The organism is Salmonirosea aquatica, assembly GCF_009296315.1.
GTDB classification, from domain to species: domain Bacteria; phylum Bacteroidota; class Bacteroidia; order Cytophagales; family Spirosomataceae; genus Salmonirosea; species Salmonirosea aquatica.
The window spans coordinates 3,377,832-3,390,256 of record NZ_WHLY01000002.1 but is presented as its reverse complement, the minus strand read 5'-3'; the positions used below and the strand labels follow the sequence as shown (position 1 = coordinate 3,390,256).

The window sequence follows — 12,425 nt, the reverse complement described above, 5'->3', positions numbered from 1 at the left end:
AGATTGTCGAAATCAGCGCAATGTATTTTCCAGAACAAGTACTCCCTTATTCTCCGTTTTCCAGCGTTCGAGCAGAGATTTTGGGGTAGGTGTAATCGCCAGATAAAAGGACCCCAGCAATAAATCTAGGTCGCCGTCCTGATCTACGTCGGCGGCATCCATGGTGAGCCAGCGCCCTTGGTTCGGGTCAGCGAAGGTTCGGGGGGTGAAATGGTTATTCCCGGTATTTTCCAAATACACAAAACTCCGCACTGGATCGAGACTAAAATCCGGGAAGAACGCAATGGCGGCAATATCGAGATCACCGTCCTGATCGAAATCGCGGGCCATGGCCTGCGTGGCGCCGTCGAGCGGAAAGAAGTATTCTTCCTCAAATTTATCCTTTCCCTTGTTGATGAAAATCCGTACCCCGTGGTAGGGTTTCAAGGTATAGGTCTTATCGCCGTTATCACCGTTTGCGTAGAGGATGTCCAACTTACCATCCTGGTTAAAATCCGCCAGCTCAAAGGTACCTGAGCCATACGAAGGCGGGAAACGCAACAGGATTTTCTTGGCAAAATTGCCCTTACCTCCATTGAGGTACACCGCGATCTGCTCGTCGCCCTGCGCCCAGAGTACCCACAGGTCCGAGCGTCCATCACCATCGTAGTCTTCCCAGTACGTCATGCGGGCGCCGGGGCGGGTTTCTACCACATGCCTGGTCATGGAATCCGTCGCAGTAGCGGCATACCACGCCAGTTTACCCGTATAATTACCGTATTCACAAATTATCACATCTTCGCGGCCATCCTCATCCACATCGGCGTAGGTAGCTTGAACGGGTCTCTGCAACTCCGCAATGACACGCTTGCCCCGCCAGTTCCCGTTTGCCTTCCGGATCGAAACCAGGGTACCCTTCGCCTCGTCGTTGGGGTCCATGTAGCCCATGCTCAGCAGGTTCCAGCTACTTCCTTCCCGAGACTTAAAGTCCGAAAAAGGGCTTTCGAAATTGAACAGGGAGTCGATCACCCGCAGCTTATTATCCATGACATACATGGCTCCCGATCGGTGGCTGGTCCAGACCTGACGGCTGTACGGATCGTAGCGAACCGCCGTGACCGTGGCTGTAACAGGACTCAGGGTATGCCTCAATCGAAAGTTTTTCAAGGGCTGAAGCGTGTCACGATTAGGTCGCGGCAAGGTTTCAGGCGCATTTTGGGCGTAATAGTCCACTATACTTGCCCATTCCTCTTCGCTGACTACTGGTACCTTGGGGAAAACGCCCAGTTCTTCGGTGCGTAGTTGCTGCTCAAAGTTTTGAAAAATGGCAGAATCGTCTTTCGCAACGTGCACGCCCATCCAGGAAGCCATGTAGGGCAGCGCCCCTTCTACCCAGGTTTTTTTGTCGAGCAGGGAGGGCTCGGGAAACACATGGCAACCCGCACAGTACTGCCGGGCCAGCACCTCGCCTTTGGGTTTCTGCCCGGTCCCGCACGACCAGTACGTCAGGGTACCTACCGCCAGGAGGGTACCTCCCAGCCAGATTTTCCTGAAATGAATCACGCTTCGAGTAAGTTTTGAAAAGCCGTTTCTACCTGATCAAACTCAAAACGCGCCAGTTCGTTTGCCATACGCTGATTTATTTCCGCAAGATTGAGGTTGCCGATGCTGCCTTCGTGGATGTGTTTGAGGTTGCGGGGCGGTTGGTAGGTACCTTCACCAATTTCCCTACCTACCTGCCGGTAGGCATCGCGGAAAGGTACCCCCTGCATCACCAGCTCATTGACACGCTCCACGCTGAACAGCAGATCGTAGCGGGCTTCATCCAGCAGATTGGTTTTTACTTCCATATTCTCCAGCATGAACGTGGCCACATCCAGACAATCCAGAATTTCGTCGAAAGCAGGCATCAGGATTTCCTTCAAAAGTTGCATATCGCGGTGGTAGCCCGAGGGTAGGTTGCTCAAGACCAATGTCACTTCCATCGGTAGGGCTTTCAGGCGGTTGGTTTTGGCCCGCAGGAGTTCGGCCACGTCGGGGTTTTTCTTGTGTGGCATGATGCTGCTACCCGTCGTCAGAGCGTCAGGCAGTACGATGAAGCCGAAATTCTGGCTATTGTACAGGCACACATCCATCGCCAGCCGCGACACCGTAGCCGCCAGCGAGGCGAGGGCCGTCAGAGCGGCCTGCTCGGTACGGCCGCGGCTCATTTGGGCATATACCACATTATGATGCATACCTTCGAAGCCCAGCAGTTTGGTGGTCAGGATACGGTTGAGCGGAAACGACGAGCCGTAGCCCGCGCCTGAGCCCAGCGGATTGCGGTTGGCGAGCCGGTAGGCCGCATTCAATTGGACCACATCATCGATGAGTCCCTCGGCGTAGGCTCCAAACCACAGGCCAAAAGACGACGGCATGGCGATCTGCAAGTGCGTGTAGCCGGGCAACAGATCGTCTTTGTGCTGCTCAGCCCGGGCGTTCAATGCTTTGAATAGTTTTTCGGTGGCTTCCACAGTCCGCTTCAAACGGTCACGGACATAGAGTTTCAAGTCCACCAGTACCTGGTCATTGCGCGAGCGACCGCTATGGATTTTCTTGCCGGTATCACCCAGCTTGCGCGTCAGAAGGAGTTCAACCTGCGAGTGCACGTCTTCCACGCCTTCTTCTATTTCGAATTCTCCGGCCTGAACCTTTTGATAAATGGCCTTGAGTTCTGTTTTCAGTTCGGCCAGTTCGTCAGCAGTGAGCAAGGCGATGGACTCGAGCATGATCGCATGGGCAAGGTTGCCCAATACATCGAACTCGGCCAGATGTGCGTCCAGTTCGCGGTCGCGCCCAACGGTGAAGCGTTCAATTTTTTCGGAGGTAATGGTATTTTCTTTTTGCCAGAGTTTCAAGAGTAGCTCAATTTTGATTGGAAGCCAAAGTTCGCAAGGTTTTAGGGAATATCCGAAAAAGGTACCTGATACGGACCGATGCAATTGGCTTTAGGTACTTTTTATGAGGGGTTTGTGCTTCCGTCGTTTGTGACTTGACTTGTGGGTAAACTTATGCGACATTATGCTCACATTGCCATCGGTTTCCAGAACGGCCAAATCTACTTTTTTGATAGAATCAACGCCATGCTCACGGGCAGCGGCCTCCAGTTCGGGCTCCGTAATCTGGGCTTTTTCAAGGTTCTTGTATTGCAGGGTACCTTTGTAAATCAAAGTGATGGATTCGCCTTCTACCAGTTTTTGCAGCTTCCCGTGACGGAACAGGATTTTCTTCAAAATGATATTCACCACGAATAAAGCCGCCGCGGCCAGAAGTCCCCCGATAAAATCATGCAGGCTTCCTACCATGGCGTTTTGCAGGGCATTGCTGATGAGGAGGATAAACACCAAATCCAATACAGACAGTTGTGTGAGTTCCCGGCGCCCTGAAAGCCGCAAAGAAACGACCAACAGCAGATATACTGCTATGGTTTGACCGATTACGCTCACATACTGGCTCATATGATTCTTCTGAGGATTGTAATTTGTACCGGGGCTTTATGGAATGTGCGAAAAATGAAAGACCAGGGTACGGTAACAGATTGGCCCATTATTCACCGATCACTTCGCCATAAATTTCAGCTATTTTCACCTATTAATGCTGGGGCCATAGCTCAGAAAACTTCGTTTCTACGTTTTTTAACAATTATACACACAGCCGCTTGTTATCCTCCGGCATTTCAAAAAGCATCACATGGGCTAATGTACCGATAATTTCCCGGCCCGCCGCTAAGACTTTTTCCCGTTTTCAGTCAACCGGATCCGTTTTGACCGCTTATCCCGTTCATTCTTGAATGCGCGGGCCAGCTCCCTCATTTTCATCCGATCCAGCATATTTGAATTTCACAATTCTTGTAACTCCCCTGGTAGATCCCACCCACTGGAAAGGAGACCACTTATTAGGGGATCCGCTATGCTACCCGAGATCAAGGGATTTATGAGCTGGGGGTAGGCAGGACAGGCATTCTGAACTGATTGCATTCATTTCAAAACCACCCCCATTGCATGTTCCGTAACTTTCCATTACTTGCATATGCTTTCCAAATAGGTGATCTTACTATCAACCCAAATAACCAGGCTATGCAGAAGTCATTCGCTCTCCTTTTCTTATTCGCAGCCTTTTTCCTAACCGGAAAACCCGCCCAGGCCCAAGGTACCCCCTATCGGCTGGTAATCGATATGGTGAGTGCCGACACCAGCGACCACGCGGTCATCCTCCGACAGATTCGTAATCTTTGGAAGGAACTACCCGGCACGCAGGTTGAAATCGTCATGCACGGCAAAGCGCTCACGATGGTACAGAAAGATCAGGCGGTGATGGGTGATAAAATCGCGGCTCTGCAAAAAGAAGGCGTGGTGTTTGCGGTCTGCCGCAATACGATGAAACGCTACAACCTCGCCGAAAAGGATTTCATCCCCGCTGCTACGTTCGTACCCGCTGCCATCGCTGAACTGGTAAAAAAACAGCAGGAAGGCTGGAGCTACCTCAAGGCCGGGCATTGAGGTTTAGTATAGATAGGTACCTGAATAAACAAACCCATGAACACTCCAATCACTCCACTCGATACCGTCATGCACGGCCTCATGAGCCGCTATCAGGAACGGGTACCTGATGTCATGGCCATCATCCAGGCCATGATTTCCGAAGGGATGATCGACAAGCCAGAGGATATCGAAAACGACCACATTGCCTTTCGAACGCTAGGTGTACCGCATCTGGGTATTGCCTCGTTTGAGAAGATATTCCTGCACTACGGCTACCGAAAGCGCGACTACTACCATTTCGAAGGCAAAAAACTGGACGCGTACTGGTTCAGTCCACCCGAGCCGCACTACCCGCGTATTTTCGTGAGCGAGCTGCGAGTCGGGGATTTGTCGGAAGAAGCTCAGCGTATCATCCATAGCTACACCCGGGAAGTCACAAGCGATCCGGTAGACAGCCTGGATCTTGATAACGGGGCCGAAGTAGATGCTTTTTTGCACCAGCCTTTGTGGCGTACCCCTACCCTCAGCGACTACCAGACGTTGTTGAAAGAAAGCGAATACGCCGCCTGGGTAATCTACAACCGCTATTACCTCAATCACTTCACCATCAGTGTGCACAACTTACCCGCAGGTTTCAATACCGTAGCCGAGTTCAATGCGTTTCTGGAAAGGCACGGTTTCAAACTCAACGACTCGGGTGGCAAAATCAAGGAAAGTCCCGACGGTGGCCTGCTGCAAAGCTCGACCGTGGCCCAAATGATCGAAGCAGAGTTTGACGAAGGAAGAAAACACACCATTTCAGGCTCGTACGTAGAGTTTGCCGAGCGAAGGGTACTGCCCGAATTCGCCGACCTGCCCGCCGATCAGATACAACACAAGCACCGCCGCGACGGATTCGAAGCCGGGAATGCCGACAAGATTTTTGAAAGTACCTACACGACGCAGACGGGGAAAAATTAAAAAAGCGATTAGCTAATCGCTTTTTCACTCATTCACCAGAAAATACACAATCCGGCAGGCGCTCCCCCTACTCTCCGGATTTTTGGTATCTGTGATCGTCACTTTTAGCGTATGCTTGCCGGGTTTGAGGGTGTCGGCCAGCATCAGGTACCACGGCAGGTGCAGCTGGGTACTCCACCGTGTAAACAGATCGAGCGTCTGGGCTTTTTTTCCGTCGATCCGGTACGACAAAGTACCCGCATCGGGACCGGAAACGATGGCAATGCCCACGCCGCGCCCGGTAAAATTCAACTCAAAAGAATCGCCGATATTCTCCCCGACCAGCATGGGTACCTTCACGAAACCGGCCCGTGTGGCTAGCGGCCTGTCTGGCTCCCAGACGGGATCGATCTTGAAGCCTTTGGTAGGTACGGCCTCTTCCAGAGCCACATAGTGCGCTTTACTATACGAAAACGCGTCCATCGGCGCGGGCAAGGCGTTGGGTTCCGGCAATTTGGTTAAATCCGTTTTTTCAAGTAGTTCCCGGATCGACTGGTAGTAGAGTTCCTGTCCGAAGGGAGAAGGGTGCAGATCCTTAAAGTCGTATTTCCAGGTAAGCTCTCCCGCCGCAATCCGGTCGTGGATTTCCTGCGCAAGATTGATGAATGCGGCCCCATAGTGCTCAGCTACTTCTCGATGAACGGCTACTTCCACGGGTTCTTTGCCTTGATCGTAATCATCGTTTTTGAACGGCTCCGCGAAAGCCATCAGGACCACACTCATAGCCGGATTGGCTGCGTAAGCCTGCCGCATGATACCGTCCAGCGCCCGGGTTTGCGCCTCCCGACTGAATCCGTTGCCGCGGTCATTGACGGCACTTTCGACAAAAAGCAAGTCGGGGGTACCCTGCGCGAGTACGTCGCGGCCGAAGCGGAACGCGTGGGGGGTACTTCCCAGCGACGGAATTCCGGCGGCGATGAAAGCGAATTTGGTATCGGGAAAACGCTCCCGCAAGTACTGTTCCGTCTTGTTGCGCCAGCCCGGATTGTGCGTAATCGACCCACCCAGGAAGGCTACGGTACCTACCTTTTTATTTTGAAATTTTGACAACGCCGCGCCCACTCCCCGGTTGGGTTCCAGGTACGTATCCCGGCTAAGTACCTTCTGCACCGGATAGCTGCGTTCCTGAATAAAATTCGCCCAGCGTTCGGGATGCTCGATGGGGAAATGGTGGCCTTCGAGCATTTGCTCGCCCCGGCTCATGGAATACTCACTCGCCGGGCCGCCCAGTTTCATGTAGTTTTCGATCAACGGAAACGTATTTTCGTCGGAAGGTACCAGCTTATCCTGCAAGCTAATCACGTGCAGCACCGGAATTTTGAAAGCGGCCATTCCGGCCAGATCGTTGAGCGGAATATCCCTGAAATCTTTGGCCGTCTCCTCAGTCAGGCCGTAAAGATCCAGCCAGCGTTGCCAGTCTTCGGGCGAGCCTTTACTTTTGCCCTTGCCACCCGGCCAGCTTTTGGGGTCGCATACGGGTGCCTCGGCGTAGATACAGCTAACCTTGCTCGGGTTGCGCTTGGCCCAACCATACACGTACAGTCCACCCCGGCTTACCCCTTCGAGGGCTACTTTGGGTGCAAAGTCTTTCTTCGTGGTCAGGTAGTCGTAAAACTGATCCCACAGGCGCATGGCTTTGGGATGCCCGAACAAATCGTTGGTATTGATATAAGCCACGTGAAAACCGCGACTGAGCAAAATGCTGTCCATTTCGGTGTGCCACGTAGGAAAATGCGCCCGCCACACCCACGGATTACCGGGCAACGCCTGCTTGGGCTTTACGTACCAGGCCGTGGTACTTTCAAAGGGGAAATCTACTTTTTCGAATCCCTTCCAGGTGGAGGTGGTTTCGGGAGATTGGGCGAAGGTAGTTTGTGAAAACAACAGCCCGAAAGCTATTAGAATAAGCGCATTGAGATTTCTTTTTTTCATGAAAACATTTCGTTAGGATTTGAGGGGGCTATTCCGGTAAGTTTTTACTTGTAGAGATTACGGAGAAAGTACTACCCTGCTCTGCTTTCAGGAATAGGGTTAGAAGAGGCTCGTTGATGTAGTAATTGCTCCTGCCCATCTTCCGCTTAGTCACCAAACCTTTTTCAGTTAGCAAATCGAGATATCGGGTGGCGGTCAGGCGTGATACCTGCAAATCATCCATCACAAATTCAATTTTGGTGTAGGGATGCCGAAACAAATTATTGAGCAAATCCTGACTATACAGTTTGGGGAGTTTCGTTTTTAACTCCTCTTTGTAGTGCTGCATCAGATCGCGTACCGTCTGTACCAGTACTATGGATTCCTTGGCAGTTTGTTCTATCCCTTCCAGCATATAGAGTATCCAACCCTCCCATTCTTGAGTATCCCGCACTGCCTGCAATCTTCTATAGTATTCGCCTTTACTCTTTATTATGTATCGGCTGAGGTATAACGTCGGCAGGTTCAACAAATCCTTTATTATCAAATACATAATATTCAAGATTCTGCCAGTTCGTCCATTGCCGTCATAGAAAGGGTGGATACTTTCGAACTGGTAATGTACCAATGCCATCTTGACCAAAGGGTCGGCATCCAGCATAGAGTCGTCATTGATGAAAGCCTCCAGATTACTCATCAGTCGCATAATATCCTCTTGATCCTGCGGAGGTGTATATACCACTTCACCAGTCTGTTGATTGCGTAGCGTTGTGCCTGGTAAACGGCGGAATCCTGCCTGATTTTGTTCCAATTCTTCCTGCACCGTCAAAATATGTCGCAGGGTCAATATCTTGTTTTGTCTAATCAAAGCAAAACCCTTTTTCAGAGCACTGGCATAGTGTTGCACCTCCTTGGCAGACTGGCTTTCCGATACATCAGCAAAAAGTTCTGCCTTGAATAAATCATCATGGGTAGTAATAATATTTTCAACCGCCGAGCTGTCTTTGGCCTCCTGAAGTACCAGCGTGTTGATCAGGATAGATTCGTTTGGAATTGTACTCGCTATTCCCTTCAGCTCTGCCAGATACCGATGAGCCGCCGCAGCTTTCCTTAACACGGCATGGGTTTCTACCTCAACCGTTGGGGGCAAAAAAGAAAGCGTGAAGGGCATAGAAGATAATTTATGCAATTGAATATATATACAAAGTACCCTTTTACTATGTATATACTTCTAGACATGTATAGAAAAAGCAGGTTTTCTATACATGTGGTTTACAAAAGCACTTAAATCAAACCAAATCCTTATTTTTAGATTCCAATCTTAACCAGACTCCTGTAAATGCGTTCATTCTCTACTTTTCCTCTGCTCACATTTCTGCTTTTATTCCTGAGCCTTCCTTCCTTTTCCCAAACCATCCCCACCATCCTGAACGAGCGCGAGCGCGCCGAAACTGTGGATGCCATTCTGGAAGATCGCTTCGAGAATCTGCTGCCACAGCTCATGCGCCGCGAGGGCGTGGATATGTGGGTGATTATTTCGCGGGAGTACAACGAAGACCCCGTCATGAAAACCATGCTGCCCAGTACCTGGCTGTCGGCGCGGCGGCGGACGATTATGGTATTTTATGATCCGGGCGAAGGCAAGCCGCTCGACAAACTGGCCATTGCCCGCTACGATGTAGGTACTTTGCTGAAAGGCGAGTGGGACATCAGTTCCAACCCCGATCAGTGGGATGCGCTGGTCAAGGTGATTCAGCAAAAGAATCCGAAGCAGATTGCGCTCAACTACTCCAAAAACTACGCCCACGCCGACGGGCTCACCTACACCGAGCAGCAAGAGTTCATGAACAAACTACCCAAGCCGTTTCAGGCGCGGGTGACTTCGGCCGACCGCCTCGCGGTAGCCTGGCTCGAAACCCGAACCGAGAAAGAAATGGTCATTTACCCCATGATCTGCCGCATTTCGCACCAGATTATTCAGGAGGCTTTTTCGGAAAAGGTGATTCAGCCGGGCGTGACGACGACCGACGATGTGGTATGGTACCTGCGGCAGCGCGTGACGGATTTGGGGCTGGATACGTGGTTTCACCCGACGGTGGACATCCAACGCGCCGACGCCACCAATTTCGATCACCTGCGTACTTTTTCCAAGCGGCCCGGCCAGCAGGTGATTATGCCCGGCGATCTGCTGCATACCGATTTTGGGATTACCTACCTACGCCTTAACACCGATCAGCAGCAAATCGCCTACGTCCTGAAACCCGGCGAGACGGAGGTACCCGACTACCTCAAAAAGGCCTTCCGTCAGGGGAATCGTTTGCAGGAAATTCTGACCGAACAGTTTACAGCGGGAAAATCCGGCAATCAGATTCTGCTCGATGCCCTGGCCCAATCCGAAAAGGAAGGCATCAACGGCAGCATTTATACGCACCCCATCGGCGTGCATGGCCACGCGGCCGGACCTACCATCGGTATGTGGGACGCGCAGGGCGGCGTAAAAGGCCCCGGCGACTACCCGCTCTTTCCCAACACGGCCTACTCCATCGAGTTGAACGCCGCCGTGAAAATCGACGAGTGGAACAAAACCATCCGCATCATGCTGGAAGAAGACGGGTACTTTGATAAAAATGGCTTCCGTTACATCGACGGGCGGGAGACGGAAATCTATACAGTACCGCGCAAGATTGAGTATGTGCGGTAATTTTGAAATTCCAGCTTGACAAGAAATCAAATGACAAATCGAAAAAGTGGTCTGATTATGAAGCTCCTGGTATTCACTTCACTAATAGTAGTGAGCCAGACTACCTATACGTTCGGGCAGAAGAACAATTTGGCCAATCGGTATGTGGATGCCTACAAGCAGTACCTGGGTGCGACCTGTCCGTTGGAAAAAGATGCGATAAAGCACTTTGTCTATTTTGGCCGTGAACGGCAGGCTATCCGCGATCATTCCTTTTTGAAGATTGCCCGATTCGAGGGAGCCCAGATCATGTACGCGTGGCGGGAGCTGGAGCCGGAGAAGGACAAGTACGATTTTACGATCGTCCGGGAAGATTATGAGTACCTCAAAGCCCACGGGAAGAAATTATTTATCCAGTTTCAGGATGCGACCTTTTCGCCCCAGTACAAAGCAATACCCGCCTACCTGCTTGCTGCGGAATACGACGGAGGGACGGTAACTCAGCTCGACGACAACGGCAAGGTGGAAGGATGGGTGGCGAAGCGCTGGAATCCCGAAGTACAAAAACGGTTTGCCCAATTGATGGCGGCTTTGGGTAAGGAGTTTGACGGAAAAATAGAAGGGATCAACCTGCAGGAAACGGCCATCGGAGTAACGGCGAAAGTCGATGCAAGTTTCACTCCTGAGAAGTATGTGCAAGGATTGAAAGCAAACATGCTATCCCTCAAAAATGCTTTTCCCAAATCAACAACAATGCAATACGCCAATTTCATGCCCGGCGAATGGTTGCCCTATGACGACAAGGGGTACCTGCGCGCGCTCTATGCCTACGGCGAGCAGATTGGGGTGGGCCTGGGTGGCCCCGACCTGATGTACACCCGCAAAGGAAACCTCAACCATACCGTGGCAATGATGCACGAGTTTGATTATAAGGTACCTATCGGCATTGCCATTCAGGATGGGAACTATGTAGGTACCACCGGAAGCGACAAGGTAGTAGCCAAAAGAAAAAACCTTGTATCAGTTCTGCACGCCTTTGCCAGGGACTTTCTGAAAGTGGACTATATGTTTTGGGTGGATCAGGAACCCTATTTTAGCGAGGATGTGGTACCTTGCTTTGCGCCGGGGGAAGGGGGAAAATAACAGTCAAAGTATTTGGTTTGCAGCAGGTTGTAGAAAATTGACGTTGGTACCTATCTCTGCTAGTTTTCATCACATTGACGGTTGATAGGCAAATGACTGACTAGAGGGCTGAGGGGTAGTAGTCATTCGGCAGAGCCTAGTGCCTGTTGGGGGAAGTTGATATAATATTAACTCGTAGTTAAAGAATTATTTCTTGTCTAACAATTTGAGAGGTGAATTGCTAATATAAGGCACTTTACCAGAGGGGACAATCAGGCTAGCAGACTTAAGATGTGTTTCTTGATCATCAAAGAAAATATGAGCACCAAAAGCACTTAGTACTTTATCTTTTGACAGACCACCCATAAAGTAGGCTTCATCTACGTATACCCCCCATTTACGAAGCGTTCGAATCACGCGCATATGTGAAGGTGCATTGCGGGCTGTAACAATTGCTATTCTTAACGGGGACATTTCAATTCCAGAAGGAAATTTTTCTTGAATTTTGGAAAGTTTGATTAGAAGTTTAGCAAACGGCCCCTCGGCCAAAGGATCGTCTTCATGTTCTGCTTCATATTTATGAAAGGCATCCATTCCTTCGGTTTTATACCTGTGTTCTGATTCATCTGAAAAAATAACCGCATCTGCATCAAAAGCTATTTTTACTCGATTATCACTAGGGTTAAATTCTTGTGGAGGCGCGTATATTATTGCTGCTGCGCACACCTTTGAATCAATTACTGTCTGGACATCACTTTCATCCTTCGACAAGAATAAATCTACTTGAAATGCATCAATATATGGAGCCAGCGGTTCACCCCCTGACAGAGCTACCCTTGTAATATCTAATCCCAATTGTTTTATCGTATTTAGTACTCGAACACCTGTTTCTGGGCTGTTTCGAGACATAACAATAACTTCTACAATTCTTTGACTAGCCTGTGTATTTAGCTGCAACAGACTCTGTACTAGATAAAAAGCAGTACCTGGTTCCAATGGAACATCTTCGTGGTCGAGTTGGTATTTTCTAAAACCAGCAATCCCTTCGCTCTCAAATACACTATTCTCTTCTTCTAGATTAAACAAAGATCTTGTTGAAACACCAATTACTAAGGTTTGAGATAAATCGAGGGGCATAATGATGTAAAAATATTGAGTTATAAATAAAATGTACACATTCCGTTTTCCTTAAATTGAGGGGTATGTGATTAATA

General features: G+C 50.1%; 10 protein-coding genes. 4 read left to right on the top strand and 6 right to left on the bottom strand.

Translation table 11 applies throughout. From position 1 onward, the window contains the following. Window positions 1-12 precede the first annotated feature (12 nt). The 3 genes from GBK04_RS15315 to GBK04_RS15305 all read right to left on the bottom strand — a co-directional run bounded on the left by GBK04_RS15315 (window position 13) and on the right by GBK04_RS15305 (window position 3,476). Window positions 13-1,542 (bottom strand): FG-GAP repeat domain-containing protein, encoded by a 1,530-nt coding sequence (locus GBK04_RS15315; protein WP_152761119.1) that lies wholly within the window; start codon window positions 1,540-1,542, stop codon window positions 13-15. Further along, window positions 1,539-2,876: an argininosuccinate lyase gene (gene argH, locus GBK04_RS15310; RefSeq protein ID WP_152761117.1), complete on the bottom strand. Its 1,338-nt coding sequence runs from the start codon at window positions 2,874-2,876 to the stop codon at window positions 1,539-1,541. The genes GBK04_RS15315 and argH overlap by 4 nt, the downstream gene beginning before the upstream one ends. A 90-nt stretch (window positions 2,877-2,966) precedes the next feature. Further along, entirely contained in the window at window positions 2,967-3,476 is a 510-nt protein-coding gene (locus GBK04_RS15305; RefSeq protein WP_152761115.1) for a DUF421 domain-containing protein, read from the bottom strand. A gap of 618 nt (window positions 3,477-4,094) precedes the next feature. Here GBK04_RS15305 and GBK04_RS15300 point away from each other — a divergent pair. Together GBK04_RS15300 and GBK04_RS15295 are read left to right on the top strand one after the other, a co-directional pair. Beyond that, the gene (locus GBK04_RS15300) at window positions 4,095-4,517 is read left to right on the top strand and encodes a DsrE family protein (RefSeq protein WP_373331007.1); all 423 of its coding nucleotides are present in this window, start codon (window positions 4,095-4,097) and stop codon (window positions 4,515-4,517) included. Window positions 4,518-4,553: 36 nt separating this feature from the next. Next, the gene (locus tag GBK04_RS15295) at window positions 4,554-5,459 is read left to right on the top strand and encodes a DUF1338 domain-containing protein (RefSeq protein WP_152761111.1); all 906 of its coding nucleotides are present in this window, start codon (window positions 4,554-4,556) and stop codon (window positions 5,457-5,459) included. 24 nt (window positions 5,460-5,483) lie between these two features. Here the strand turns inward: GBK04_RS15295 and GBK04_RS15290 are convergent, their stop codons facing one another. Both GBK04_RS15290 and GBK04_RS15285 read right to left on the bottom strand, forming a co-directional pair. Further along, window positions 5,484-7,430: an SGNH/GDSL hydrolase family protein gene (locus GBK04_RS15290; protein WP_152761109.1), complete on the bottom strand. Its 1,947-nt coding sequence runs from the start codon at window positions 7,428-7,430 to the stop codon at window positions 5,484-5,486. A 28-nt stretch (window positions 7,431-7,458) separates the two neighbouring features. Further along, window positions 7,459-8,580 (bottom strand): Fic family protein, encoded by a 1,122-nt coding sequence (locus GBK04_RS15285; RefSeq protein ID WP_152761107.1) that lies wholly within the window; start codon window positions 8,578-8,580, stop codon window positions 7,459-7,461. A 168-nt stretch (window positions 8,581-8,748) separates the two neighbouring features. Here GBK04_RS15285 and GBK04_RS15280 point away from each other — a divergent pair, with 168 nt between their 5' ends. Continuing rightward, window positions 8,749-10,110, top strand: coding sequence for a M24 family metallopeptidase (locus tag GBK04_RS15280; protein WP_152761105.1), 1,362 nt, complete (start codon window positions 8,749-8,751; stop codon window positions 10,108-10,110). 57 nt (window positions 10,111-10,167) lie between these two features. Further along, entirely contained in the window at window positions 10,168-11,232 is a 1,065-nt protein-coding gene (locus tag GBK04_RS15275; RefSeq protein ID WP_373331006.1) for a hypothetical protein, read from the top strand. 186 nt (window positions 11,233-11,418) lie between these two features. Here GBK04_RS15275 and GBK04_RS15270 read toward each other — a convergent pair whose 3' ends face one another. Next, window positions 11,419-12,348: a 5'-nucleotidase gene (locus GBK04_RS15270; protein ID WP_152761103.1), complete on the bottom strand. Its 930-nt coding sequence runs from the start codon at window positions 12,346-12,348 to the stop codon at window positions 11,419-11,421. Between the last annotated feature and the right edge of the window lie 77 nt (window positions 12,349-12,425).

Bases quoted from the DNA above. Each gene is read 5' to 3' on its own strand.
- GBK04_RS15300 (WP_373331007.1), top strand. From the start codon at position 4,095: ATGCAGAAGTCATTCGCTCTCCTTTTCTTATTCGCAGCCTTTTTCCTA.
- GBK04_RS15305 (WP_152761115.1), bottom strand. From the start codon at position 3,476: ATGAGCCAGTATGTGAGCGTAATCGGTCAAACCATAGCAGTATATCTG.
- GBK04_RS15285 (WP_152761107.1), bottom strand. From the start codon at position 8,580: ATGCCCTTCACGCTTTCTTTTTTGCCCCCAACGGTTGAGGTAGAAACC.
- GBK04_RS15275 (WP_373331006.1), top strand. From the start codon at position 10,168: ATGAAGCTCCTGGTATTCACTTCACTAATAGTAGTGAGCCAGACTACC.
- GBK04_RS15280 (WP_152761105.1), top strand. From the start codon at position 8,749: ATGCGTTCATTCTCTACTTTTCCTCTGCTCACATTTCTGCTTTTATTC.
- GBK04_RS15290 (WP_152761109.1), bottom strand. From the start codon at position 7,430: ATGAAAAAAAGAAATCTCAATGCGCTTATTCTAATAGCTTTCGGGCTG.
- GBK04_RS15295 (WP_152761111.1), top strand. From the start codon at position 4,554: ATGAACACTCCAATCACTCCACTCGATACCGTCATGCACGGCCTCATG.
- GBK04_RS15270 (WP_152761103.1), bottom strand. From the start codon at position 12,348: ATGCCCCTCGATTTATCTCAAACCTTAGTAATTGGTGTTTCAACAAGA.